At 46.4% G+C, this 26,818-nt stretch carries 25 protein-coding genes and 1 other annotated feature; of the genes, 13 read left to right on the top strand and 12 right to left on the bottom strand.

The genetic code is table 11. The features are described from left to right. Positions 1-7 precede the first annotated feature (7 nt). Positions 8-1,324: a PTS cellobiose transporter subunit IIC gene (gene celB, locus BV11031_RS20355; RefSeq protein WP_129550999.1), complete on the bottom strand. Its 1,317-nt coding sequence runs from the start codon at positions 1,322-1,324 to the stop codon at positions 8-10. A 227-nt stretch (positions 1,325-1,551) separates the two neighbouring features. Between celB and BV11031_RS20350 the strand changes: the two genes are divergently transcribed. The 3 genes from BV11031_RS20350 to sacY all read left to right on the top strand — a co-directional run bounded on the left by BV11031_RS20350 (position 1,552) and on the right by sacY (position 6,216). Then, the gene (locus BV11031_RS20350) at positions 1,552-3,489 is read left to right on the top strand and encodes a minor protease Epr (RefSeq protein WP_129550998.1); all 1,938 of its coding nucleotides are present in this window, start codon (positions 1,552-1,554) and stop codon (positions 3,487-3,489) included. A gap of 451 nt (positions 3,490-3,940) precedes the next feature. Further along, complete coding sequence (locus BV11031_RS20345) at positions 3,941-5,320, top strand: sucrose-specific PTS transporter subunit IIBC (protein ID WP_121643555.1); 1,380 nt, start codon at positions 3,941-3,943, stop codon at positions 5,318-5,320. A gap of 53 nt (positions 5,321-5,373) precedes the next feature. After that, complete coding sequence (gene sacY / locus BV11031_RS20340; RefSeq protein ID WP_039075088.1) at positions 5,374-6,216, top strand: transcription antiterminator SacY; 843 nt, start codon at positions 5,374-5,376, stop codon at positions 6,214-6,216. Positions 6,217-6,266: 50 nt separating this feature from the next. Here sacY and BV11031_RS20335 read toward each other — a convergent pair whose 3' ends face one another. After that, a complete protein-coding gene (locus tag BV11031_RS20335) occupies positions 6,267-7,127 on the bottom strand; it encodes a glycosyltransferase family 8 protein (protein WP_129550997.1) in 861 nt (286 codons plus the stop codon). 110 nt (positions 7,128-7,237) lie between these two features. Continuing rightward, the gene (locus BV11031_RS20330; protein ID WP_129550996.1) at positions 7,238-7,951 is read right to left on the bottom strand and encodes a YwaF family protein; all 714 of its coding nucleotides are present in this window, start codon (positions 7,949-7,951) and stop codon (positions 7,238-7,240) included. Between the two features lie 150 nt (positions 7,952-8,101). On the opposite strand from BV11031_RS20330, the gene BV11031_RS20325 reads away from it, so the two are divergent. From BV11031_RS20325 to BV11031_RS20315, 3 genes are all read left to right on the top strand, one after another. Continuing rightward, positions 8,102-8,617 carry a MarR family transcriptional regulator gene (locus BV11031_RS20325; protein ID WP_129550995.1) on the top strand — a complete coding sequence of 172 codons (516 nt, stop codon included), beginning with the start codon at positions 8,102-8,104 and terminating at the stop codon, positions 8,615-8,617. After that, positions 8,612-8,824 (top strand) — a binding site (T-box leader). It overlaps the preceding gene by 6 nt. A gap of 41 nt (positions 8,825-8,865) precedes the next feature. Further along, positions 8,866-10,107 (top strand): tyrosine--tRNA ligase, encoded by a 1,242-nt coding sequence (gene tyrS, locus BV11031_RS20320; protein WP_129550994.1) that lies wholly within the window; start codon positions 8,866-8,868, stop codon positions 10,105-10,107. Between the two features lie 151 nt (positions 10,108-10,258). Continuing rightward, positions 10,259-11,626 carry a M28 family metallopeptidase gene (locus BV11031_RS20315; protein WP_129550993.1) on the top strand — a complete coding sequence of 456 codons (1,368 nt, stop codon included), beginning with the start codon at positions 10,259-10,261 and terminating at the stop codon, positions 11,624-11,626. 28 nt (positions 11,627-11,654) lie between these two features. On the opposite strand, the gene ywaC is transcribed toward BV11031_RS20315, so the two are convergent. Both ywaC and BV11031_RS20305 read right to left on the bottom strand, forming a co-directional pair. Then, the gene (gene ywaC / locus BV11031_RS20310) at positions 11,655-12,287 is read right to left on the bottom strand and encodes a GTP pyrophosphokinase YwaC (protein WP_100739848.1); all 633 of its coding nucleotides are present in this window, start codon (positions 12,285-12,287) and stop codon (positions 11,655-11,657) included. Between the two features lie 141 nt (positions 12,288-12,428). Continuing rightward, entirely contained in the window at positions 12,429-13,364 is a 936-nt protein-coding gene (locus tag BV11031_RS20305; RefSeq protein ID WP_129550992.1) for a 1,4-dihydroxy-2-naphthoate polyprenyltransferase, read from the bottom strand. A gap of 448 nt (positions 13,365-13,812) precedes the next feature. Here BV11031_RS20305 and BV11031_RS20295 point away from each other — a divergent pair, with 448 nt between their 5' ends. The 7 genes from BV11031_RS20295 (at position 13,813) to BV11031_RS20265 (ending at position 20,185) form a co-directional block, all read left to right on the top strand. Continuing rightward, positions 13,813-13,962: a teichoic acid D-Ala incorporation-associated protein DltX gene (locus BV11031_RS20295; RefSeq protein WP_003227330.1), complete on the top strand. Its 150-nt coding sequence runs from the start codon at positions 13,813-13,815 to the stop codon at positions 13,960-13,962. A 17-nt stretch (positions 13,963-13,979) separates the two neighbouring features. After that, complete coding sequence (gene dltA / locus BV11031_RS20290) at positions 13,980-15,491, top strand: D-alanine--poly(phosphoribitol) ligase subunit DltA (protein ID WP_129550990.1); 1,512 nt, start codon at positions 13,980-13,982, stop codon at positions 15,489-15,491. Further along, entirely contained in the window at positions 15,488-16,675 is a 1,188-nt protein-coding gene (gene dltB / locus BV11031_RS20285) for a D-alanyl-lipoteichoic acid biosynthesis protein DltB (RefSeq protein ID WP_129550989.1), read from the top strand. Before dltA ends, dltB begins: the two co-directional genes overlap by 4 nt. A gap of 16 nt (positions 16,676-16,691) precedes the next feature. After that, positions 16,692-16,928: a D-alanine--poly(phosphoribitol) ligase subunit 2 gene (gene dltC / locus BV11031_RS20280; RefSeq protein WP_039075079.1), complete on the top strand. Its 237-nt coding sequence runs from the start codon at positions 16,692-16,694 to the stop codon at positions 16,926-16,928. After that, positions 16,928-18,106 carry a D-alanyl-lipoteichoic acid biosynthesis protein DltD gene (dltD, locus tag BV11031_RS20275; protein WP_129550988.1) on the top strand — a complete coding sequence of 393 codons (1,179 nt, stop codon included), beginning with the start codon at positions 16,928-16,930 and terminating at the stop codon, positions 18,104-18,106. Before dltC ends, dltD begins: the two co-directional genes overlap by 1 nt. A gap of 87 nt (positions 18,107-18,193) precedes the next feature. Then, positions 18,194-18,952 carry an SDR family oxidoreductase gene (locus BV11031_RS20270; RefSeq protein WP_129550987.1) on the top strand — a complete coding sequence of 253 codons (759 nt, stop codon included), beginning with the start codon at positions 18,194-18,196 and terminating at the stop codon, positions 18,950-18,952. 141 nt (positions 18,953-19,093) lie between these two features. Further along, complete coding sequence (locus BV11031_RS20265) at positions 19,094-20,185, top strand: branched-chain amino acid aminotransferase (protein WP_129550986.1); 1,092 nt, start codon at positions 19,094-19,096, stop codon at positions 20,183-20,185. 30 nt (positions 20,186-20,215) lie between these two features. On the opposite strand, the gene licH is transcribed toward BV11031_RS20265, so the two are convergent. The 7 genes from licH to BV11031_RS20230 all read right to left on the bottom strand — a co-directional run bounded on the left by licH (position 20,216) and on the right by BV11031_RS20230 (position 26,793). Then, positions 20,216-21,544, bottom strand: coding sequence for a 6-phospho-beta-glucosidase LicH (licH, locus tag BV11031_RS20260; RefSeq protein ID WP_121643586.1), 1,329 nt, complete (start codon positions 21,542-21,544; stop codon positions 20,216-20,218). Continuing rightward, positions 21,541-21,873 (bottom strand): PTS lichenan transporter subunit IIA, encoded by a 333-nt coding sequence (licA, locus tag BV11031_RS20255; RefSeq protein ID WP_129550985.1) that lies wholly within the window; start codon positions 21,871-21,873, stop codon positions 21,541-21,543. Before licA ends, licH begins: the two co-directional genes overlap by 4 nt. An 18-nt stretch (positions 21,874-21,891) precedes the next feature. Further along, positions 21,892-23,250: a PTS lichenan transporter subunit IIC gene (gene licC / locus BV11031_RS20250; protein ID WP_121643587.1), complete on the bottom strand. Its 1,359-nt coding sequence runs from the start codon at positions 23,248-23,250 to the stop codon at positions 21,892-21,894. A 15-nt stretch (positions 23,251-23,265) separates the two neighbouring features. After that, positions 23,266-23,574, bottom strand: coding sequence for a PTS lichenan transporter subunit IIB (licB, locus tag BV11031_RS20245; RefSeq protein WP_003218755.1), 309 nt, complete (start codon positions 23,572-23,574; stop codon positions 23,266-23,268). Positions 23,575-23,702: 128 nt separating this feature from the next. Further along, on the bottom strand, positions 23,703-25,628 hold the full coding sequence (gene licR / locus BV11031_RS20240) for a transcriptional regulator LicR (protein WP_129550984.1): 1,926 nt from the start codon (positions 25,626-25,628) through the stop codon (positions 23,703-23,705). A 387-nt stretch (positions 25,629-26,015) separates the two neighbouring features. Then, positions 26,016-26,174, bottom strand: coding sequence for a hypothetical protein (locus BV11031_RS20235; protein ID WP_129551034.1), 159 nt, complete (start codon positions 26,172-26,174; stop codon positions 26,016-26,018). Between the two features lie 28 nt (positions 26,175-26,202). After that, complete coding sequence (locus BV11031_RS20230) at positions 26,203-26,793, bottom strand: DNA-3-methyladenine glycosylase (protein ID WP_121643589.1); 591 nt, start codon at positions 26,791-26,793, stop codon at positions 26,203-26,205. Positions 26,794-26,818: the final 25 nt, after the last annotated feature.

Genomic DNA, 26,818 nt, shown 5'->3' with positions numbered 1-26,818 from the left:
CATTATCTCAAGATTCACCCGCACTCTCTTCCCGCCATTTTTGATGGTCCCATATTCTGAAAAACGGATAGTAGATAGCACAGGTGATCACAAGATTCACCAGCTGCATAACGGCTCCGGACACTTTTCCGCCTGTCGCCAGGTAGCCTGATATGAGCGGCGGCATCGTCCATGGTACGGCGATTCCCGCCGGCCTTGCCACCAGTCCTGTGCTCATGCCGATATAGGTTGCGGTAATCGTGAGGAGCGGCGCGATGATGAATGGAACGATGAGGAGCGGGTTCATGACAATCGGCATGCCGAAAATGATTGGCTCGTTGATATTAAATAGCGCAGGGCCAATCCCTAGTCGGCCAAGCTGCTTCATTTGTTTGCTACGGGAGCGCACAAGCATCGTCAGGACAAGCGCCAGCGTCGCTCCGCTTCCGCCGACATTGATCCAAATTTGAAAAAACTGAGTCGTAAAAATACTCGGCAGCGCCTCGCCCGCCTGAAACGCGAGACGGTTGGCATCCATCGCGCCATACCAAATCGGCGCCATAATTCCGCCAATGATGGAAGCTCCGTGAATCCCGCACGACCAAAGCAGCATCTGCACAAATTCAGCGATCAAGCTTCCGCCGAGACTGCCTCCAAGGATGGAAAGCGGTGTGCCAAGCAAGTCTCCTACGACATTGTGCAGGCTCTGAAAAGGCGTCATTTCAATCAGTAGACGCGCCAGCCACACGAGAAATACAATGATAAAGCCGGGAATCAGCGCGACAAATGATTTGCTTACCGCCGGCGGCACACCGTCTGGCATTTTGAAGACGATATTCTTTTGAATAATGTACCGATAGATTTCAGTCGAAAACAAAGCGATCAGCATGGCGACAAACAAACCCTTGCTGCCAAGCAGTGTGATCGGGATTCCGCCCCCGACCATGATGGATTCCGTTGAGCCATTCGGCGTAAACGGCACCTCAAACGGCGTTGCCAACAGAAATGCGGCGATTGATATCGCGCCGGCCGACAGCGCATCGACACCATAGCTCTCCGCCAGCCGATAGGCGATTCCAAATGCGGCGATCATCGCCATAATATCAAACGAAGCATTAACGGGATAACCGAGTTTATCGGCCCACTGATCTCCAAACACACTCGCCATGAAATCAGCATAACCGGGAATCGGCAGGCTCGTTAAAATTAAAAAGACAGACCCGATAATAATCAACGGCATGGTCAGGATTATGCCGTCACGCAAAGCGCTGAGATGCCGCTGCCCGGCAATTTTCCCGGCGACAGGCATGATTTTTTCTTCCATCACCCGAGTGAATGTGCTCATCTGAAAAGCCCCCTTTTTTCATTGCTTTGTAAACAACCTTCGCAATGTTTTCTTTATCTTATTTTGAAAACGCTTACAAATTCATTTGGAAAATTTCCTCTTCCTGCGGAAAAAAACTGCATTCTGCTGAACAGTCTTGTCAATGAAAAAATTTTTCCTCCTAACTATTAAACTCTCTTTTTTCTCCGATATATATATCAAACATCATAGAAAGAAGGAGAAGAATCATGAAAAACGTGTCGTGCAAGCTTGCCATATCAGTCACTCTGTTTTTCAGTTTTCTCGCCATAAGCCCTTTCGCGCATGCGCAAAACAGCAGCGGGAAAGAAGTTATTGTGGTTTATAAAAACAAAGCCGGCAAGGAAACCGTCCTTGACAGCGATGCTGAGGTCGAGCAGCAGTATAAGCATCTTCCGGCTGTTGCCGTCACAGCAGATCAGGAGACAGTGAAAGAATTAAAACAAGATCCTGATATTTTGTATGTGGAAAACAATGTCTCATTCACCGCAGCAGGCAGCGCGGATTTCAAAGTGCTGACAGACGGCACTGAGGATACTGAAAACTTTGAACAATGGAACCTTGAACCCATTCAAGTGAAGCAGGCTTGGAAGGAAGGACTAACCGGCAAAGGTGTCAAAATCGCAGTCATTGACAGTGGAATCTCCCCCCACGAAGACCTGTCGATTGCCGGCGGGTATTCAGCTGCCAGTTACACCTCTTCTTACAAAGATGATAACGGCCACGGAACACATGTCGCTGGGATTATCGGAGCCAAGCATAATGGCTACGGAATTGACGGCATCGCACCGGAAGCCCAAATATACGCGGTTAAAGCGCTTGATCAGAACGGTTCGGGCGATCTACAAAGCCTTCTCCAAGGAATCGACTGGTCGATCTCACACGGGATGGACATCGTCAATATGAGCCTTGGCACGACATCAGACAGCCAAATCCTTCATGATGCCATGGACAAAGCATATGAACAAGGCATTCTGCTTGTCGCGGCCAGCGGTAACGACGGGAATGGCAAGCCAGTGAACTATCCGGCGGCATACAGCAGTGTCGTGGCTGTTTCAGCAACAAACGAAAAGAATCAGGTTGCCGGATTCTCTACAACTGGAGATGAAGTTGAATTTTCAGCGCCGGGAACCAACATCACGAGCACGTACTTAAACCAATTTTATGCGACAGGAAGCGGAACTTCCCAAGCGACACCGCACGCCGCTGCCATGTTTGCCTTATTACAGCAGCGTCATCCTGCCGAGACAAACGTGCAGCTTCGCGCAGCTATGCAAAAACATGTCGTTGATCTTGGAACCGCAGGCCGCGATCAACAATTTGGCTATGGGTTCATCCAGTTTAAATCACAGGAAGCAGATTCTGCGTATGCTGCCGCACAGCAAGCGGTGAAGAAAGCGGAACAAACAAAAACGCAAGCCGATATCAACAAAGCGAGAGAACTCGTCAGCCAGCTGCCGAATTCTGACGCCAAAACAGCCCTGCAAAAAAGACTGGATAAAGTACAGTCATTCAGAAATGTAAAAGACGCGAAAGATAAAGTCGTAAAAGCTGAAAAATATAAAACACAGCAAACCGTTGATACAGCACAAGCTGCCATTAATAATCTGCCGAATGGAACGGACAAAAAGAACCTGCAAAAACGCTTAGACCAAGTAAAACGCTATATCGCATCAAAGCAGGCGAAAGAAAAAGTGGCGAAGGCGGAAAAAAGCAAAAAGAAAACAGATGTTAACAGCGCACAATCAGCCGTCAGCAAGCTGCCAAAAGGTTCAGAAAAAACATCCCTGCAGAAACGCCTTGCCAAAGTAAAAAACAACAATTTGAAAACGGCGAAGCAATCCGTATCTGCAGCAGAAAAGAAATCAACTCACACCAATGCGGCAAAAGCGCAATCAGCCGTCAATCAGCTTCAATCAGGCAAGGACAAAACGTCATTGCAAAAACGGTTAGACAAAGTGAAGAAAAAAGTGGCAACAGCCGAAACAAAAAAGGTTAAAACCGCTAAAGACAAAGTGAAGAAAGCGGAAAAAGACAAAACGAAAAAAGCAAAAACATCCGCTCAGTCTGCAGTGAATCAATTACAAAAATCCAATGAAAAAACAAAACTGCAAAAACGGCTGAATGCCGTTAAACCGAAAAGGTAGCCAAAAAAGCCTGTCAGCCTCTCATTCTAGGCCTGACAGGCTTTTTCCATTCTAAAGAACATCACACACAACCTTTTTCCCATTCGCCGCGCAGGCTTTTCCTACTATTGATATCCAGTCATGAACAGCATAAAATGAACGTTATTACAGTTATCACCACATATGGAGGGATTGTGACTGGTCAGCAGGCAAGACCCAATGATGCAAAGGGAGTATTAGTGCCTAATAAACAGGGCATTTTAACCCTTCTTTTCGTGTTGGGCTTATAACGGCGCCATGGACAACCCCTATCCTTTTTTCATGCTCCGTCACCGACGCGGGCATTTTTTGTTGTCCCTGCTCGTTTTGTCATTTTGAGCCGGTATTTCTCACTTTTTTCATTTTGATTGTCAACTTTTCATTTGATAGGATGAACAAGCCGACTTTTTTCAGCAAAGGAGGTTTTGATTGATTGCAAAAAGAGATTGCAAACGAATTGTTGGTCCTCATAGGAGGAAAAAGCAATATTATCAGCATCAGTCATTGTACGACCCGTCTTCGTTTTGAGGTAAAAGACGAGACGAAAATCGATATACATGCCATTAAACAGCTGCAAGGTGTGCAGGGCACCTTTTTCCGATATGGGTTATTCCAGATTATCTTTGGAGCAGGCGTCGTCAACAAAATATATAAAGAACTCATTCACGTGTGGGAGAACGCGCCATCTGAAGAGCCTGGCCAACAGAAAAGCTCCAGCCGGAAGCTGAACCCTGTCGCAGCTTTTGCAAAAACGCTGTCCGATATTTTTGTGCCGATCATTCCGGCCATAACCGCAAGCGGCCTGCTCATGGGATTGATTGGCATGATTAAAGTGTTTCACTGGTTCGCAGCCGGAAGCCCTTGGATCAAAATGCTCGACCTCGTGTCCAGCACAGCCTTTATTTTGCTGCCGATTTTGGTCGGCTTCAGTGCCGCACGGCAATTTGGCAGCAATCCCTATTTAGGGGCAGTGATAGCGGGGCTTCTGACGCATCCCGATCTTCTGGACCCGTCTATGCTCGGCAGCAAAACCCCCGCTTCTTTAGACATATGGGGGCTACATATTCCAATGATGGGCTATCAAGGCTCCATTATACCGATTCTTTTTTCCGTTTATGTCATGAGCCGAATCGAGAAGCTATTAAAGTCGATCGTGCCGAAGTCGCTTGATGTCGTCATCATTCCCTTTACTACGATCTTGATGACTGGGTTCCTCGCGCTGATTGTCATGAATCCCGCCGCGTCCATCATCGGCCAGATCATGACACAGTCGATTGTTTATATTTATGATCACGCTGGCATTGCCGCAGGCGCCCTATTCGGAGGCATCTACTCTACTATCGTTCTATCTGGCTTGCATCATAGCTTTTATGCGATCGAAGCAACATTGCTTGCTGACCCGCATGTCGGTGTGAACTTTTTAGTGCCGATATGGTCGATGGCGAACGTGGCCCAAGGCGGAGCGGGACTTGCGGTCTTCTTCAAAACGAAACAATCAAGCCTGAAAAAAATTGCGCTCCCCGCTTCCCTGACCGCGTTTTTAGGCATTGTGGAGCCGATTGTATTCGGAGTAAATGTCAAATTGATCCGGCCTTTTATCGGAGCTGCCATCGGCGGCGCGATTGGCGGAGCATACGTGGTTGCGGTACATGTGGTGTCGAATTCCTACGGGCTGACAGGCATTCCGATGATTTCAATCGTGCTGCCGTTCGGTGCCGCCAATTTCGTTCATTATATGATCGGTTTTTTGGCCGCGGCCGTCTCTGCTTTTATAGCTACACTGTTTCTCGGGTTTAAAGAAGAGACAGAATAACTGGATTTATTCGTTTTCATTCATAAAACGGGGGATGAAAGGACAAAAAAGCTATGAAAATTAAAAGAATCTTAAATCATAATGCTATCGTCGTAAAGGATCAAAATGAAGAGAAGATTCTCTTAGGTGCAGGAATTGCGTTCGACAAAAAGAAAAATGATATTGTCGATCCGTCAAAAATAGAAAAAACGTTTGTCAGAAAAGATACTCCTGATTATAAGCAATTCGAAGAGATTTTAGAAACATTGCCGGAAGACCATATTCAGATTTCTGAGCAAATTATCTCCCATGCCGAAAAAGAGCTAAACATCAAAATCAACGAGCGCATTCACGTCGCTTTTTCAGACCATCTGTCCTTTGCGATCGAACGCCTGAGCAATGGAATGGTGATCAAAAACCCGCTGCTGAATGAAATCAAAGTCCTTTATCCGAAGGAATTTCAGATTGGCTTATGGGCTCGAGCACTGATTAAAGACACACTGGGGATTCACATTCCTGATGATGAAATCGGCAATATCGCCATGCATATCCACACAGCAAGAAACAATGCCGGGGATATGACACAGACGTTAGATATTACAACAATGATCCGTGATATCATCGAGATTATTGAAATTCAGCTGTCCATCAATATTGTGGAAGATACCATTTCTTATGAACGGCTTGTGACCCATCTCCGCTTTGCGATTCAGCATATCAAAGCGGGCGAATCCATTTACGAGCTGGATGCAGAAATGATCGAGATTATTAAAGAGAGATTTAAGGATGCATTTCTTTGTGCCCAAAGCATCGGCACATTTGTGAAAAAGGAATACGGCTTTGTGTTCCCTGAAAAAGAATTATGCTATATCGCCATGCATATTCAGCGCTTTTACCAACGCTCTGTCGCGCGCTGAGGCAAACAAAAAAAACGCTTTTGAGATGATCAAAAGCGTTTTTTAAAAATTTATTGGTTCATCGCCGGATTGCTGATTGTATTCCACTTCGTATACGACATGTAATGGAAATACTCATCGCGATACGGATGTTTGGTATTGGAGTTCCAAGGTTTTTCTCCGCCGCAGAAGTGGACAATGGCCGGGTTCTCTCTCGTTTCTCTATAAAGCTTTTGGCCTGACAGCGTCGCAGGCGTTTTTAGTTTTAATATGATATAGGTTTGAGCGTTCCAGCGTGGATGAAGTTCATACCACTTATCGTATAAGATCGCATTCAGCGCGTCTTGGTCGTGCAGCACAAGAAAATCTTCGTCTGGGTGTTCATTGATAAAGTTGATGACTTTTTCTGTGATGTTCTGCTTTCTCCAAGATTCAAAATCAATCACCATGATACCTGAGTTAAAATACTTCCCTGTATCAGTGACATTCATTTCTTTCAGGCGTTCATGCTGCCCCGCATCTTCAACAGCAGCGACCGTATATGGCGCAATATCCAGATCCCACAATTTTGAAATATCTTCAAGAATAATCGCGTCACAATCGATATAAATCATTCGTTTGATGCTCTCATCCTTAATTAAGTCAGGAATTGAGATGCGGTAATACGCCGCTTTTGTAATATGGCTGCTTTCTACCGCATGTTCATACATGTTAGTATCCACTTCTAAAAATTCAATCGGCACACCGAATTTCAATGTGGTTTCTTCCAGTCTTTTTTTGTTATCAGGCTCAATTCCGCCATCAATGACGTATAATTTGACCTCTCTCTCCTGGTCCATGTTTGTCAATAAAGAAACGAACATTCCACCTAAATGACGAGCATAATTATCATCTGCGCATGACACGATATGCATAATTTCATCTTTCTTCAATGGTATTCATCTCCCTTTGTGTTGTACAAGTTACATTCCCGATTTCAGAAAATTAAACACTATTCATCAATATTTTTTTTAACAGAATGTGCTATACAACAAAAAAGGAATCACTTTTTGAACATGCGGTAAAGCCAATAAAGGATGTAAAAGCTTGCGATCGTAATGGCTTCAGCCGAGGCAATATACCATGGCCACGGCCCGAGAACATCCAATAGAGAAGAGCCGCCCGGTTTTTTCGTCAAATACATATAATTCGCGCCAAGCCAACGATCAATCAAGTAAATGCAGACGCCGTACACATTGACAATCAGGACAGTCATCCATAAAGAGCGCTGGCCCATTCTGTAAGTGCCAATCACCGCCATCAGCAGACAGGACAGAAACACGGACCCGTGCGACATAAAAAAGAGGATATATCGGACATGCGGAAATGAAAACATACCGAGGTCAGGTGTCAAAAGTGCCTGCATCGAGCTTGCAATGCCGACAAAATATAAAAATACAAACAGTCTCCAGCTTTTAGTCACCAGCATAATGGCTGACAAATACACCGATAGATCACTGAGCTGGAGAGGCAATGAAGTGCGCACCGACCACCTGCCCGTAGCGATCATCCATATTTGATAACCGATTTGCGAAGCAAGCAGCAGAAACACAAACAAATAGCGCAGAAACAAGCTTAGTTGAGGCCGCTTGGCTGCCTCGCGGAATAGAAACAACAAAATGGCCAAGAGAGCGATTATCGCTAATGTCACCACATGCTCTGCTGAAAAGAGATGAAACGGATCATGTTTATAGACGGATTGAACATACCTTTGCAAGATGGCACCCCCGTTTGCGGGTTTTTGTTTATTGTGGTGTTGTATGGGTCTTTTTTATACAACCGATATATGGGCTTGAAGTTCAGAACAAACTCTGTTACAATTCATTTCATAGCTAATGATTCTGATAATTTAAGGCAGGCATAAATAGTGAAACGTTCCTATCAACATCAGCAGCTTCGGAAAGAAGAACACGACACACTTTCTAAGCTTAAACAAATGCCCATCGAGTCACTCAACCTGGAAGCCATATCGATTGCGACGAATCTGTATCGATCTGCGCAAAAGCTCCGTATCAAAATGGAAGCTGAAGTTCTTTCTTCCTATAACCTTTCTTGGACCGCTTTCTCTATTCTTTATGATCTATGGGTATGGGGAGCACTCGAAACGAGAAAAGCTGCTGAGCTGTCAGGCATTTCAACAGCTACAGCAAGCAACGTGATCAAAACGCTCGAAAAAAAGAATTTTTGCCGTAAAAGCATCGACACAAGAGATCGGCGACTCGTTTTTGTCTCCATCACTGATTCCGGCAAACAAGCTATTGAAGAACTCTACCCTGAGTTTCACAAAGGGGAAACTGAGCTTATTGCGGGCATGACGATAGACGAACAAAAAACATTGACAGAGCTGCTTAGAAAGGTAGCTGACAATCTTCATACAACATAAGCTTTGACGGGAATCCAGTAGCGGTTTGTCTCCCTGTTTCAGAGAGCCGGCGGAAGGTGCGAGCCGGCACACAGGCAAACGCGAATTACCTCCCCGAGCTTTCTTTGTGAACCTTAGTAGCAAAGAACGGGAAACCGTTATTCGAATGAGCGGAAGACAATGTCTTCAACCAGGGTGGTACCGCGTGCATAGAGCCACGTCCCTTATTGGGATGGGCTCTTTTTGTGTTTTTTAAAAAAGGAGGAAGAATGATGAAAACTACTGAGCAACTCACAGCAGCACAGCAAAAAGAAGTCGAAAGACAGCTTCAGATATACATGACAGGCGCCCACGAAGTCATACCGCCGGAGGAACTAAAGGCCAAGCTTGTGAAATCTATTTCTACAGGCGCACCATTAAAAATTAAGCTTGGATTAGATCCCTCTGCACCGGATGTGCATTTGGGCCATACGGTTGTGTTAAACAAGCTTCGCCAATTTCAAGAAAACGGCCACATTGTCCAGCTGTTAATTGGGGATTTCACAGGAAAAATCGGTGATCCAACCGGAAAATCAGCAGCCAGAAAGCAGCTGACTGATGAAGAAGTGCAGCATAACGCCAAAACATATTTTCAACAATTTGGAAAAGTTCTGGATCCTGAAAAAGTCGAGCTTCACTACAATTCGAAATGGCTGAAAACATTGAGTCTGGAGGATGTCATTGAATTGGCAGGAAAAATAACCGTAGCCCGACTGATGGAGCGCGACGACTTTGAAGAACGCATCGCCATGCAAAAGCCGATCTCGCTTCATGAATTCTTTTACCCGTTGATGCAAGGTTATGATTCCGTCGTTCTTGAAAGTGATATTGAATTAGGCGGGACAGATCAGCATTTCAATGTCCTCATGGGCCGGCATTTCCAAGAACGATACAACAAAGAAAAACAGGTCGTCATCCTCATGCCGCTTTTGGAAGGCTTGGACGGCGTTGAGAAAATGTCGAAGTCGAAAAATAACTACATCGGCATTGATGAACACCCAAACGACATGTATGGGAAAACGATGTCACTGCCCGACAGCCTGATGAAAAAATACATTCATTTGGCAACTGACTTAGAGCTTGAAGAGAAAAAACAGCTCGTGAAAGACTTAGAAACCGGCGCCATTCATCCAAGGGATGCCAAAATACTCTTAGCCAAAACGATCGTCCGAATGTATCACGGGGCGGAAGCCGCTGAAGCTGCCGAGCAATCGTTTAAAACCGTCTTTCAGGAAAACAGCCTGCCAGACGATATTCCGGTAGTGCAATGGGAAGGCGAGAAAACAATCGCGATTGTCGATCTGCTCGTTACATTGAAACTCCTTTCTTCAAAGAGCGAGGCACGCCGCATGATTCAAAACGGAGGTATCCGCATCGACGGAGAGAAAATAACAGATGTTCATGCCAATGCAGAGATAAAGGAAAATATGATCATCCAAGTCGGCAAACGCAAGTTTTTAAAAATCCAATAGCCCAATAACCCAAAACGCTTATGACTCATCATTCATAAGCGTTTTTTGCAGGTATAAAGCACTGTCTTTTCAAAAATGCTCTCCATTTTGCAGGAAATTCCCTTAGCTTCCCGAAATATTCCCCATCCATACATTAGGGAGGGTTATTTCGATGAAAAAGCTTTTGACTGTAGTGACGTTGGCTGTTTTAACTGCCGGAACAGTTCTTTTGCCGGCACAGAGTATCACCCCTGCCGCGCGTGCTGTACAAATATCAGATAGCGAGCGAGAGCTTCCTTTCAAAGCAAAGCGTGCGTACTCAACCATTTCCCAGCTAAGTGAAGCCATCGGCCCCAGAATAGCCGGAACGGCCGCTGAAAAAAAGAGCGCCCTGTTCATTGCTTCATCCATGAGAAAAGTAAAGCTTGATGTGAAGGTACAACGATTCGATATTCCTGACCGGCTCGAGGGAACGCTGTCTTCAGAAGGAAGCGATATTCTTCTACGGGCGGCATCCGGCTCAGCCCCGACTGACAAACAAGGGCTGACGGCTCCGCTTTTCAATGCCGGCTTGGGCTACCCAAAGGACTTCACCGCTGACGCCCAGGGCAAAATCGCCTTGATTTCCAGAGGAGACCTTACGTTTTACGAGAAAGCCAAACATGCCGAAGCCGCCGGAGCCAAGGCTGTCATCATTTATAACAACAAAGAAAGCCTCGTGCCTGTGACGCCAAATCTGTCAGGCAATGAAGTCGGCATCCCTGTCGTCGGCATTAAGAAAGAAGACGGAGAAGCCCTTGCCCAGCAAAAAGAAGCAACCTTACACCTAAAAGCATTCACAAACCAGACCTCCCAGAACATCATTGGGATCAAAAAACCGAAGAACATCAAACATCCAGACATTGTGTACGTGACGGCCCATTACGACAGTGTTCCTTTTTCGCCCGGCGCAAATGACAACGGCTCAGGCACCTCTGTCATGCTGGAAATGGCGCGCGTCTTAAAAAGCGTTCCTTCTGATAAAGAAATCCGCTTTATCGCTTTCGGCGCAGAAGAGCTGGGCCTGCTCGGCTCATCTTATTATGTAGATCATCTGTCGGAAAAAGAGTTGAAACGCAGCGAAGTGAACTTCAACTTTGACATGGTGGGCACAAGCTGGGAAAATGCGTCTGAGCTGTATGTCAACACATTGGACGGCCAATCGAACGTTGTTTGGGAATCCAGCCGGACGGCTGCTGAAAATATCGGGTTTGACAGCCTGTCTCTGACACAGGGAGGGTCATCCGATCACGTGCCATTCCACGAAGCCGGTATTGATTCCGCCAACTTTATTTGGGGAGACCCAGAAACCGAAGAAGTCGAGCCGTGGTATCACACCCCCGAAGACTCGATCGAGCATATTAGCAAAGATCGCCTCCAGCAGGCCGGCGATCTTGTGACAGCCGCTGTCTATCAGGCTGTGAAAAAAGAGAAGAAATCGAAAACCAATAAGAAACAAATGAAGGCCAAAGCCTCTGACATTTATGAAGATATCAAATAAAAAAGACGGCACTTAGCTGCCGTCTTTTCTAATCCACCTCTTTCTTTATCCCCAGCATTTTCTCATCAAGATAATGGGCGATCTCCGCTGCTTCCTTCAGTTCGTCTGTTAATTGCTTCGGAACGTCATTATTCAATTTATAGTAAATTTTATGTTCAAGGCTCGCCCAGAAATCCATCGCGATCGTCCGGATTTGAATTTCTGCTTTGACGTATTCCACACGGTTTGTTAAATTCACAGGCATCTCAATGATCAAATGCAGGCTTCGGTAGCCGTTCGGTTTTGGCGTCTGAATATAATCCTTCACCTTTACGATTCGCAAGTCATCATGTTGCTTTAAGACATTCACGACGTTATAAATATCGGATATAAAAGAACAAATGATGCGCACGCCGGCAATGTCGTGAATGTGCTCTTTCATTTCCTTCGTCGTAATCTCGCAGCCCTTTCTCATTAACTTATTCACGATGCTTTCAAAGCTTTTGACACGGGATTTCGTGTGTTCAATCGGGTTGTGTCCGTGAATAAGGTTATACTCCTGGCTGATAATGGAGAACTTTGTATCCAATGCATCCAGCGCAAATTTATAAACTAATAATTCATTTTTCCAATCTTCCATTACTGTTTTCAAATCGTCCATATGCGTTACAGATAAATCCATTTCCATCATCTCCTTTAACGGATCTTTATCCGCTGTCCATGTACTAGACGTCCTTGCTTCCAGTATGGTTTTGTGAATTTTTTTACAAAATGCGGTCGAATGTAACAAAAAAAGACCGCACGAAACATACGGTCTTTCTTTTTACCGGAAGTAACTGATCAATAACCCGATCGAGAGCAGGAATCCGAAAAATGTGTTGGTTTGGGCTGTGGATTTCATCGCCACAATCATGTTCATCGGCAATTCTTTTCGGACGAAGCCCTTCACTGCCTGAACCGGCTTAGGCACGCTCAAAAAGACGACAAACAGCCACGGGCTAGCGGCACCGGTGATGACCAAGCCGACAATCCAAATATAAGCGACAGCAAACGACGCGGCTAAGAGCGTAACAGCTCCCTTATGCCCCATCAAAATCGCCAATGTTTTGCGTCCGCCTTTTTTGTCCTCTTCAATATCGCGAATATTGTTCGATAGGTTAATCGCGCCGACAAGAATTGCAATCGGGATCGAAATCAAGATGCTTTGCAAATTGATTTTATCTGTCTGAATGAAAAACGAAATTAGCACAAATACCGAACCCATGCAAATGCCCGAGAATAACTCACCGAACGGCGTGTACGCAATCGGCAGCGGCCCGCCTGTATACAGGTATCCGATCGCCATGCCGACGAGGCCGATCAGAGCCAGCCACCAGCTGCTGCTTGCGCAAATATAGACGCCGAGCAATATAGCGATCCCATATGATGCAAGGGCTAATTGCAAAATTGTAATTGGCTTCATTCCGTGGCGTACGATCGCCCCTCCGATTCCGACAGATTCTGCTGTATCTAACCCGCGTTTAAAATCGTAGTATTCATTAAATAAGTTCGTCGCGATCTGGATCCATAAGCAAGAAAACAGCATAGCCAGAAACAGCAGCAGATCAACCTTGACATAAAACATCGCCAATACCGTTCCGAGCAGCACAGGCACAAATGATGCCGTTAACGTATGAGGACGGGTTAACTGCCAAAGGATCTGCCCCATGCTTTCTTTTTCCGGCGCAGTCTGACCCTCACCCTTATTTGTTTGTTTCATCTTCCTCTTCCTTTCTATTAAAAGGCTTACTTTTTTTCAGCCGGCGCTTTGATAAAAACTCCTTTTGCTTCCTTATCTATCATAATGACTTCTCCCCCATTTCACAAGATACCGAAAGAAGGCGTTTTCTTTCTTATTATACGCTTTCCGCCCCGATTTCATCAGGTTTCTGCTTTCACTAGAACGAACAGATACAGAGAAATTTTTTTAAGTGCTTTACGCTTTTTAAAAGTTAAAAAGATCGTTTTAACCCCTTGTGTCTTATCCTTTTATTATAAATGATCACAAGGCAATTCATTTTTTTCCCTATCAGGCATAAAGATTCATTTTCAATAGAAAAACGCCGATATATTTATTTGAGGGAGTTTAGGGAAAAGATGAAACTTTTTGCGCACCTAATCGTCAATACTCATGTGATTGTCGAAAAAACGGGAAAGGAACTTTTGATATGCTGCAATTGATGAAACAGCTGTATGAAAAGCCCGCTGTCAAGTGGACATGTCATACAGGTTTTTATTTGATGATACTTCTTGTTTTGTTTTTCATGTATGGTTTTCACACCGCGAATACCGGTTCATATATTTATAACGATTTCTAATTGGAGAGAGAATAACGATGAAACTTTTACATGCTATTCAAACACATGCGGAATCTTATCCGCAAACCGATGCCTTCCGCTCTCAAGGCCAGTCGCTCACATATCAGGAATTATGGGAGCAGTCTGACCGTGCGGGTGCCGCGATCCAAAAACGCATTTCTGGGGAAAAGAAATCGCCTATCCTTGTGTACGGCCATATGGAGCCGCACATGATCGTTTCCTTCTTAGGAAGCGTCAAAGCGGGACACCCTTATATTCCAGTTGACCTGTCGATTCCGTCCGAGCGGATTGCGAAAATTATCGAAAGCTCTGGAGCAGAATTGCTGATCCACGCAGCCGGGCTTCCAGTTGACGAACTCGGCCAGCAGATTCAGGCGGTTTCAGCAGAAGAACTGCTGGAAAACGCGGACGGCACTGTCAGCCAAGATCAATGGGTCAAGGATCACGAGACATTTTATATCATTTACACTTCCGGAAGCACGGGAAATCCGAAAGGCGTGCAGATTTCCGCTGCGAATCTTCAGAGCTTTACAGACTGGATTTGTGCAGACTTTCCAGTCAACGGAGGAAAAACATTTTTAAACCAAGCGCCGTTTTCATTTGATTTATCTGTCATGGATCTTTATCCGTGCCTTCAATCAGGCGGGACTTTGCACTGCGTGACAAAGGATGCTGTGAATAAGCCGAAAATCTTATTCGAAGAGCTGAAAAAGTCCGGACTGAATGTATGGACATCAACACCTTCCTTTGTGCAGATGTGCCTGATGGACCCCGGTTTTTCACAGGAGCTGCTGCCTGAAGCGGACACATTTATGTTTTGCGGAGAGGTTCTTCCGGTTTCTGTTGCAAAAGCGCTGCTTGAGCGTTTTCCGAAAGCAAGAATCTTTAATACGTACGGTCCGACTGAAGCGACAGTGGCTGTCACATCCGTTGAAATTACGGATGACGTCATCAGCCGCAGCGAATCGCTTCCAGTGGGCTTCGCCAAGCCTGATATGAACATTTTCATTATGGATGAACAGGGACAGCCGCTTCCTGATGGAGAAAAAGGAGAAATCGTCATCGCTGGGCCGAGCGTAAGCCGAGGCTACCTAGGTGAGCCAGAGCTGACGGAAAAAGCGTTTTTCTCTTATGAAGGCCAGTGGGCATACCGGACTGGCGATGCCGGCTATATCCAAGATGGTCAGATTTTTTGCCAAGGGCGTTTGGATTTCCAAATTAAACTTCACGGCTACCGAATGGAGCTTGAGGAAATCGAATTCCATGTCAGACAGTCTCAGTACGTTCGCTCTGCTGTCGTGATCCCGTATCAGCCAAACGGAACAGTCGAGTACCTGATCGCCGCTATTGTGCCTGAGGAGCATGAGTTCCAGAAGGAATTCCAGCTCACAAGCGCCATTAAAAAAGAGCTTGCCGCTTCCCTTCCGGCGTATATGATCCCGAGAAAATTCATTTATCAGGATCACATTCAAATGACGGCCAACGGCAAAATTGACCGGAAACGCATCGGCGAAGAGGTTCTTGTATGACGCCTTACAGTTCGTTTTTATTTTTTATACTGCTTGGCATTCTTCTTCTGCCGACGATCATTCTCGGCCTGAACGGAAAAAGATTTCAAGCATACAACATGTTCATATCTATCATCATATTGGCTTTAATTTTTTCGCACGACGTACACGGGGTCATCGCACTGTGTCTGTTTACGATATGGCAAGTGCTTTTGATCAGCGGCTATCTGGCGTACCGGCAGAAAGCGAACAGCGGCTTTGTCTTTTGCGGAGCTGTGATCGCGGCGATTCTGCCTTTATTTCTGTCAAAAATATGGCCGTTTCTTTCACACCCGCAGCCGCATCATCCGCCACATAACCTGATCAGCTTTTTAGGGATTTCGTATTTAACCTTTAAAGGCGTTCAGCTGATTATGGAAGCAAGAGACGGCCTGCTGAAAGAACAGCTGCCGCTGCACCGCCTGCTGTATTTCATCCTGTTTTTCCCGACGATTTCCTCCGGTCCGATCGACAGATACCGCCGGTTCGTCAAGGATGAACAGAAGGCTTGGACGAAAGACGAATACGCCGATCTATTATATACAGGGATTCATAAAATCTTTATCGGTTTCCTGTACAAGTTTATTATCGGCTACGCAATCAACACGTACTTCATCATGAACCTTCCCGCGATCACGCATCATAAGATTCTCGGGAACCTGCTGTACATGTATGGCTACAGCATGTATTTATTCTTTGATTTTGCCGGCTACACGATGTTTGCCGTCGGGGTCAGCTATATTATGGGCATTAAATCACCTGAAAACTTTAATAAACCGTTTATCAGTAAAAATATTAAAGATTTCTGGAATCGCTGGCATATGTCTCTGTCCTTTTGGTTCAGGGATTATGTGTTTATGAGATTCGTATTTTGGATGACAAAGAAAAAGTGGATCAAAAACCGCATGGCCGTCTCAAACATCGGGTATTTCCTGCTGTTTATGCTGATGGGGGTTTGGCACGGGCTTGCGCCGCAATATATCATCTACGGCCTCTATCACGCCGTGCTGATGACGTGTTACAACTTTTTCGAGAAGTGGAATAAGAAATACAAATGGCTGCCGTCCAACCGCTGGACAACCGCTCTTGCAATTGTGATCACTTTCCATTTCGTTTGCTTCGGATTTTATATTTTCTCAGGAAAACTATTTCATCACCACCATTAAAGGAGAATAGAAAGCTATGGAATTTAAACAAGAGGTATTAGACGTTTTAGCAGAGGTTTGCCAGGATGACATCGTAAAGGAAAATCCTGATATTGACATTTTTGAAGAAGGTTTGCTTGATTCTTTTGGAACAGTAGAATTGCTGCTTGCGATTGAAAACCGTTTTGATATTTTAGTGCCGATCACTGAATTTGACCGGGATGTTTGGAATACGCCTAACAACATTGTAAATCAGCTGTCTGAGTTGAAATAATGAAAAAGCGTTTTTTCGGTCCAATTATTTTGGCGTTTATTCTATTCGCAGGCGCCATCGCAGTTCCATCTTCATGGCTGTCAGGCTTCATCACCGATAAGCGGGTGAAAGAGTCGGCAACAGCCTTGAACCCGAGTATGTTTCAAGGGCTTTATTTACAAGATCAAATGCTCAAAGATCCGGAATACCTTCCGATTTACGGATCTTCTGAGCTTTCCCGGCTGGACGAGTTCCACCCATCTAATTATTTTCAGGTGAACAATGAGGGGTTCACGCCGTACCTTGTCGGCAAAGGCGGATCACAGTCATTGATTCACTCTTTAAACTTCGCTGCCCATATGGATCAGCTGAAGGGCAAAAAAATCGTATTCATCGTGTCTCCGCAATGGTTTATTAAGCGCGGGTCTGATGAACAGCATTTCGCGCCGAACTATTCCGCGCTGCAAGGGCTTGATTTGGCATTTAACGAGCGGATCGACCCCGATGTGAAAAAGAAAATGATGAAACGCATGCTGCGCTTTAAGGCCGTGCAAAATGACGCGATTCTATGCGAGCTGTACAAAGCAATCGTAAACGGCCAAACGTGGAAAGCGAACGCGCTGAAGCCGGCGGCAAAAGTCTATTACAGCATGCTGGAAAAGAAGGACATGTATTATTCAGCGACGGAATCATCCGGTCCAAAGCGTTATATCTCGCAGTCAGTAAAGGGCCAGTCATGGTCTGAATTAAATAAACTCGCAGATCAGTCAGGAAAACGCCACTCCGGGTCTAACGATTTTTACATTGACAATCCTGTTTATAAAAAGCTGAAGCCGAAAGTGCCTAAGCTGAAAGGGAAAAACAAAGGAAAATCGTATGCAGTGTCACCGGAATACGGTGATTTTGAAATGATGCTTGATATCCTGAAGGATGCAGGGGCAGAGCCTATGTTTGTCACCATCCCTGTTAACGGAAAGTGGTACGACTACACTGGCTTCCCGAAAAAAGGACGTACTGATTATTACCAAAAGGTGAATAAACAGATCAGAGCCAAGGGCTTCCAGGTTGCTGATTTCTCAAAGCATGAATACGATCCGTATTTCATGAAAGACACCATTCACATCGGCTGGAAAGGCTGGGTGTATGTCGATAAAGCAATTGACGAGTTTTATAAAACCGGAAAAGTCACTTCATCCTGAGCATCTCATAGGACGCAGCTGCATATTTCCTGCTAAGATTTGAAATAGTAAAGGAATCACAGCCAACTAGTAAGAGGTGTTCCAACAATGAAATTGACAGGCAATACGGTTTTAATTACAGGGGGTTCCGCTGGCATCGGTCTTGAACTTGCTAAGCGCCTGCTGGAACTTGGCAATGAAGTTATCATTTGCGGACGCAGCGAAGCGCGGCTTACAGAAGCGAAGCAGCAGCTTCCAAACATCCATACAAAGCAATGTGATGTTTCAGACCGTTCGCAGCGGGAAGCATTGTATGAATGGGCTTTAAAGGAATTTCCGGACCTGAATGTTCTCGTCAACAACGCCGGCATTCAAAAGGAAATTGACTTCAAAAAAGGGACGGAAGAGCTTTTTGTGGACGGAGATGAAATTGAACTTAATGTCCAAGCGCCTGTCCATTTATCAGCCCTTTTCACGCCTCATTTGATGAAGCAGCCCGAGGCGGCAATCGTTCAGGTCACATCCGGGCTTGCGTTTAATCCGTTAGCTGTTTATCCGGTGTACTGCGCAACGAAAGCGGCCCTTCACTCGTTCTCGCTTACGCTGAGACACCAGCTCCGTGACACGAGCGTGGAAGTGATTGAAATGGCGCCGCCTATGGTTGACAGGGGTTTAAACCAAAAATCACGCGATAAACAAGGCCTGACGTACCGCGGCATATCAGCCGAAGAATATGTTCAGTATGTCTTGGACGGGTTGAAGGAAGGCAAACAAGAGATTACAAATGAACGTGTCGAAGGTCTTCGGAACGCCACTCGAGCCGATTACGACAGGGTGTTTGAGCAAATGAACACGCAGGAGAATTAATGTCTCCTGCTTTTTTCTTATGAATTTCTTACAAATTTGAGCAAACCTATTGCGAATATTTGTTGAAGGTATACAATAGAATATAAATTATTTTCAAATAAGTTTGATAATACAAACAATTTAACAACAGGGAGATTGACCATGACTAAACAAGAGATTCGCGTTGAATTGACAACGGCAAAAAAACCGAAACCAGATCCAAATCAGCTTTCGTTCGGAAGAGTGTTTACAGACCACATGTTTGTAATGGACTATGCGGCGGATAAAGGATGGTACGACCCAAGAATCATTCCTTATCAATCCTTTTCAATGGATCCAGCTGCAATGGTATATCACTACGGCCAAACCGTGTTTGAAGGGTTAAAGGCTTACGTCACAGAGGATGACCATGTCCTGCTTTTCAGACCGGAAAAAAATATGGAGCGCCTCAATCAATCAAACGACCGCCTCTGCATCCCGCAAATCGATGAAGAACAGGTACTCGAGGGCTTGAAACAGCTTGTCGCGATTGATAAAGACTGGATTCCGAATGCGGAGGGCACATCCCTTTATATCCGCCCGTTCATCATCGCCACCGAGCCTTTCCTTGGTGTTGCGGCATCTCATACGTATAAGCTCTTTATCATTCTCTCCCCGGTCGGCTCTTATTATAAAGAAGGCATCAAACCAGTCAAAATCGCTGTTGAAAGTGAATTTGTCCGTGCGGTAAAAGGCGGAACGGGAAATGCCAAAACCGCTGGAAATTACGCTTCAAGCTTAAAAGCGCAACAGGTAGCCGAAGAGAAAGGATTTTCACAAGTGCTCTGGCTGGACGGGATTGAGAAGAAATACATTGAAGAAGTCGGGAGCATGAACATCTTCTTCAAAATCAACGGTGAAATCATAACGCCGGTGCTGAACGGAAGCATCCTGGAAGGCATCACGCGAAATTCCGTCATCGCCTTGCTGAAGCATTGGGGATTTCCTGTTTCAGAACGGAAAATTGCGATCGATGAGGTCATCCAAGCCCATAAAGACGGCATCCTTGAAGAAGCCTTCGGAACTGGTACAGCAGCAGTTATTTCTCCAGTCGGCGAGCTGATCTGGCAGGATGAAACACTTGCGATCAACAACGGCGAAACAGGAGAAATCGCCAAAAAACTGTATGACACGATTACTGGCATTCAAAAAGGCGCTGTCACAGACGAATTCGGATGGACGACCGAAATCGCAGCGCTTACTGAAAGCAAGTAAAAAAACCGGCCCACTGAAGGCCGGCTTTTTTTACGCTTCAATTTTGTTAAAGAACTGCGGCAGGTACGCTTTGTGCGCCTCCAGCATGTCGTCTAAAATCTCTTTTGCCACTGTGTCGGACGGAACGAGCGGGTTAATCGTCATGGCGAGGAGCGCTGTTTGATAGTCGCCTGTAACCGCCGCTTCTGCCGCGACACGCTCAAAGGATTTGATTTGCTGGACGAGACCCCTGACAGATACCGGCAAGTCGCCGACAGCAATTGGCTGAGGGCCGTTTTTCGTCATTACACAGTTCACTTCCACCGCGGAATCGTCTGGGATACTCGCGATTGCCCCGTTATTCATCGTGTTCACCGGCTGAATGTCGTGTTTATCATTGTAAATGGAGCTGATTAAATTACACGCGGCATCGCTGTAATAAGCACCGCCCCGTTTTTCCAGCTGCGGCGGTTTGATCGCGAGATTCGGGTCTTTATAAAGGTCAAACAGTTCTTTTTCAACCTTCTGCACAACTTCAGCGCGGGTGCCTTCCGTTTGTGATGCTTCCAGTTCGTGCTCCAGCATTTCTTTTGTTTTGAAGTAGTAACGATGGTAGCCGCAAGGGATGATATTGAGCGCTTTTAAAAATTCCGGCTCCCATTCTGCGCCTGCGATGTTTTTCATTGTCATCGCGTTTTTCGGGTCCCCCATCGCTTCGATGACTTGATCCTTCACACTGACGCCGTCCAGAAAAACATCAAGCCCGAACACCATATGATTCAGTCCGGCGAATTGGACGTCTACGCGGTTCACATCCACATCAAGCGCTTTGGCCACGCCCATTTTGATGCCAATTGGAACGTTACAGAGACCAACGACTTTCTTCAGGTTAGAGTAGCGAAGCAGTGCTTCTGTCACCATGCCGGCCGGGTTTGTGAAGTTAACGAGCCATGCGTTCGGGCAAAGCTCTTCCATGTCCTTTGCGATTTCAAGGATGACCGGAATCGTGCGCAACCCTTTAAACAAGCCTCCCGGGCCGTTCGTTTCCTGGCCGATGACGCCGTATTTTAATGGGATGCGCTCATCCTTGGCTCTTGCCTGCAGAAGTCCCACGCGGAATTGAGTCGTGACAAAGTCTGCGTCTTTCAGCGCTTGTCTCCGGTCGAGCGTAAGATGAATGTCGATCGGGACACCGGCTTTTTCAACCATCCGTTTGGCGAGCGTGCCGACAATATTGAGCTTTTCTTCGCCCTCCGGGATATCGACGAGCCATAATTCACGAACAGGCAGCTCATCATACCGTTTAATCAATCCTTCCACGAGCTCGGGCGTGTAGCTTGAACCTCCGCCAATCGTTACAATCTTTAATCCTTTTGTCATATGCTTGCTCTCCTTTGCTCGGTAATCTTTTCATATAACGCAATGATTTCCGCCGCCATATCCTTCACTGTCATCGCATTCATTAAATGATCCTGTGCATGAACCATCAGAAGCGTCATTTCCGTTTTTTCTCCGCCCGCTTCACTTTGAATCAGCTCTGTCTGATAGTGGTGGGCTTTTGACAATTCCTCTGCGGCTTCTTGAAGCTTGTTCCGCGCTTCTTCTGCGTCACCGCTTTTCGCAGCGGCAATGGCCTCCATTGCGGAGCTTCTTCCGTTTCCTCCGTGAAGGATGATTTGAAAAATAATGTGCTCCATTTTCTCATTCACGCGATTCACTTCCTTTCTCTAGAGAGCCGCTTCTTTGTCATCTAATATGGCCGGCTTTTGAGTTAGCTCCAGATCGGTTTCTTCTTTCAGCTTCTGCTTATCCCACATTCTAAAAAACGGATAGTAGACAACAAAGGATACAACGATATTAATGGCTTGCATGACCGCGCCTGAGACTTTCCCCCCTGTCGCCAAGTACCCTGAAAAGATCGGCGGCATGGTCCACGGCACTGCGATTCCCGCCGGTTTGGCGACAAGGCCGGTGCTCATTCCAATGTAGGTGAGTGTCAGTGTGACAAGCGGCGTGATGATAAACGGAAGCAAGAGCATCGGGTTCATGACGATTGGCATTCCGAAAATAATCGGTTCGTTGATATTAAAGATGGCCGGCCCGATCGCAAGCTTGCCGAGCTGTTTCATTTGTTTGCTTCGGGCGCGCAGGAACATCGTGACAACCAGTGCCAAAGTGGCGCCGCTTCCGCCGATATTGACCCATATATCGAAAAACTGCTGGGTGAAAATCTTAGGCAGCTCCTCACCGGCTTGGAAGGCAATCCTGTTGGCATCCATGGCGCCATACCATATCGGTGCCATGACGCCGCCGACAATGTTAGCTCCGTGAAGTCCGCAGGCCCATAGAAGCATTTTGACAGCTTCTGCCACAAGGCTCCCCCCGAGGCTTCCTCCAAGAATAGAAAGCGGCGTTCCAAGTAAAACGCTTACAATATTATGAAGGCTTTCAAACGGTGTCGCTTCAACAATCAGCCGGGCCGCCCAAATCAGGAAGATGACGGCAAAGCCGGGAATTAACGCGACAAATGACTTGCTGACTGCCGGCGGAACGCCATCCGGCATTTTGAAGACCAAATTGCGCTGGATAATGAGGCGGTATATCTCTGTCGAGACCATCGCGATAATCATGGCGACAAACAGGCCTTTGCTCCCCATCAGCGAGAGCGGAATTCCTCCGCCGACCATGATTTCTTTCGTCGTACCGTCCGGTATAAACGGCACTTGATAAGGTGTTGCCAATAGAAATGCCGCTAGTGAAATGGCTCCGGCTGACAGGGCGTCAACGCCGTATTTCTCGGCGAGCCGATAGGCGATGCCGAACGCGGCGACAAGCCCCATAATTTCAAAGGTCGCGTCGACTGGATAGGCCAGTTTTTCAGACCAGGAGCTGCCAAACGTTTTTGCCATAAACTCAGCGTATCCCGGGATCGGGAGGTTGCCGATGATGAGAAAAAAGGAACCGATGATAATTAGCGGCATCGTGAGGATGATACCGTCACGCAGCGCCTGCAAATGACGCTGTCCCGCAATTCTTCCCGCTATAGGCATGACCTTTTCTTCTAAGATCTGATTGACTTTATTCACATAGCCCGCCCCTCTCTATGACACATGTCCAAGCTGCTCAGCTGATTTCAGCACTTCCGCCCCGTTGCACGTGCCATAATGGACGGTATTAATGACGTCTACCGGAACCCCCTTTGACTCTCCTAATTTTTTCAGCTGCGGAAGCATGTAACGGACTTGCGGGCCGAGAAGCAGTACATCCGCTTTATCGATATGATTCTGTACAGAATCGCCTGAAACTGCCCAAATGGTATAGTCTTTTCCTTGTTCCTGCGCACTTTTTTCCATCTTGCTTACCAGTAAGCTGGTAGACATTCCTGCTGCACAAACGAGTAATATATTCATATAAAAGACCCCCTAGAGTTTGATCAATTTTGTTATGTCCTGCTGTTGCTATCATCATATTATGAAATCGCTTTCATAAACACTCAAGGTTTTTCCGCAGGAAACGGAAAAAAGGTATATACAGGCTGTCAGCTCGGCATTTTTTTGTCAAACACATCTGACAGCTCTTGATACGAACGGCATTTGATCAGCTGGTTCACCGCTGCCGGGTCATCCAAGATGCTGCCGAGCAATCTATACATGCTTTGCAAATCCGCTTTGTTCTCCTTTTCAACACAAAGCAGACAGACAAATTGAACACGCTGGTCCTCCCAATCTATCGGCTTTTCGAGCGTGCAAACGGCCCAAAACGTCGTTTTTGTCTGCGGAACGAGCGGGTGCGGGATGGCGACAAGATTGCCAAAACACGTTGGCGACATGTCTTCTCTTTCAAAAATGGAATCTATGATTTCTTCATCGGCGTAGCCACAATCAACCGCTTTCTGCCCTAAAAATTGAATCACTTCTTGTTTTGAGCGCAGATCCTTCTGTAAAAAAACGAGTTCTTTTTTTAGGTAGCGGACCGCTTTTTCTTTTTCATCGCTTAGAATGGATTCGATTTTTGTAAAGTCGGTTCCGCCCAAGAGTGTGTTGACCTTTAGCACTGGTACAGGGAGCTCTTTTTTGATCGGAATGGTGCTGATGACTACATCAATAGAGTCATAGGACATTTGGTCAAGACTGTAATACTCAGCGGTTCCAAGAATATCGAGCCGCCTTCCGAAATGGGAGCGGAGTTTTTCTCGCAGCAGCTGGGCGCTTCCCGCGCCAGATGCGCACACAATAATACAGCGTTTCGGCGGGACCTCTGTTTTTTTCCGTTCAATCGCGGCGCCAAAATGGAGAGCCAGATATCCAATTTCGTTTTCATGAATGCCGATGCCCGTCTGTTCCTTTATGACCATCCCTGCAATGATTCCGGCTTCAAAAGCGAGCGGATAATGTTCCTTGATCGCTGCCAGCATCGGATTCCGAAGATTCATGCCGTATCGGTTGCGGCTGATCGCCGGCTTCACATGCAGCGCCAAGCCGATTTTCAGCTCTTTGTCATGCAGAATGCCAAGCTTCAGTTCTCGATCAACGGCTTTGATCATAGCAAAAGTCAGCTGATCGGTTTCTTCGTCTATTGACGTTGTCTCCTCCCCGCATTGTGGCAGCGTCATTCGTTTTGTGCCGAGGAGGTGCATGGCGATATAAGCCGCCTCGTCTTGCGGAAATGTAACGGCGAGAGCTGATTCCAGCTCTTTTATAATGGCTTCGGCAGCCTGATATTCTTTTTGATGCAAGATATGATCCATATCATCCTGAAAAAAAGAAACATAGTTTTCCGTCCTGATCCGTTTACAGGCGATGGCGATATGGATGATGAGGTTATTCAGTCCCAAGTTAGAGAGAGGAATACGGTCGCTTTTCATTTTTTTCAGGATGGCGGACCGGATGATCTCAATTTCTTCTTTTGGCAAAATATCAGCCTTTTCATTCAGAACATCAATCTCCGTTTCTCTTTCATCAACAATGTACTCGGCCATACAGTACCGCATTTGCACCTCGTCCCCGCGCAGTTTGAAGCCGTAATTCGGACGGGTTTCCATGACGATGCGGTAAGGCAGAAGCCGTTTCTTTACTTCTTTTAAATCCGTTTGGAGTGTAGATTTTGAGATAAATAGTTCTTCAGCCAGTTCATCTAGCTTGAGATAATGCTCCGCCAGCAGCAGCCGTTTCATAAGATAGGCCATTCTCTCCTCCGGCAACACCGGCAGGCCCTTTTTTTGCAGAAGCACATCTTGCAGCAAGGTTCTGAATATCTGCTCGTCATGAATGCGGAGCTTGTAGCCGGAGCCTCTGGCCGAGTGGATTAAGGCGCCATGGCCGCTCAGCACGCTTTGCAATTCCTTTATATCATTGCGGACCGTCCGCGCCGTTACGTTTAGTTGCGCGGCAAAAAACGAGCTCGTCACCGGGGCTTCAGCCGCCATCAGCAAGCGCAGAATTTCACGAAGTCGCCCATGAAGCATGAGAAAAACCTCCTATCAAGTAGATGCGGGAATAAAGTGAATAGGCAGAAAGGATGGTGAAGGAATGAAATGTACATAAATTCTATAATGGAGAGAATGGCAAGTCAATGAACATCCGGAGGGCAATAGGGAAAACGGGCCCATAAAAAACAGCCGGGTTCAGCCGGCTATCAGATTGCTGGCAAAAGCCTAACACGTTTACGTGTTAGGCTTTTCCGCAGAATTGAAAACCCTTGAAGTCTAGGGCGGGCAAACATTGGGAGCGGACTTTCAAACGAAGTGATGACGGCGGCGTATAGGCAGGACGCCCCGAGAATGTAGCAGCCGTTCCCCACTTGGAGTTTTACCACGAATGCAAGGGTTTGCCGATATGCTGAAAAGCCGGGTTCAGCCGGCTGTTCGGGATGAGGACGTGTTCTTTTGTTTAGACGCCTTGCGTTCCTTCATGATTTTCCGAACAATCGGGTAAACGACCGGCGCCCATTTGATAACGGTTTTGATCATCTTTTTCAACGCTCCGATTCCCCCTTCTTTTTTCTCAACCATTCCCCTGATTGCCTTTTGCATAAACATGCTAACGCGACACGTACCTGTTTCCCGTCACCCAGAAACGCCACGGATAATCCCGCGCCTCTCCACTGTTGTCAATGCCGATGCGCGGGCCCGTTGAAATGTCCTCCGGTGTATACCCGCTTTCGATGTAAAGCGGCTGTTCCGTGATCCAGCGTCCATAGTCATTCATCGTAACGCCGAGCGCCTTGGTCAGCTTTCCGGGTCCGTTTGTCCATTCCCTCGGACGACGGCCCGGCCTCCTTTCTTCCATTAACAGCTGGCCTTCATGGGGCTCAATCGCCCTGATTAATACCGCTTGCGGGATATCTGCTTCTGCGGCGACGACATTCAGCAACGTATGGGTATGCATGACGTATGTATACACGCGCCCAGCATCCGCAAACATAATTTCAGTCCGCTTCGTCCGGCGATTGTTAAAGCTGTGGGCCGCTCTGTCTTCAGCCCCCATATAAGCTTCTGTTTCCACGATATAGCCTGACGCTGTGCCTTGGTCTGTTTCTTTGACCAGAAGGCAGCCGAGAAGCGCCGGGGCAAGCTCAAGGGCGTTTTTTTGGTAAAACGTGATGGGCAGCGGATGTCTTTCTCTCGTCACAAAGCGACCTCTCCTTTTACCGATT

The organism is Bacillus vallismortis, from assembly GCF_004116955.1.
GTDB lineage: Bacteria > Bacillota > Bacilli > Bacillales > Bacillaceae > Bacillus > Bacillus vallismortis.
Note: the sequence above shows the minus strand (reverse complement) of the source record. Positions and strands in the feature narration are given on the sequence as shown.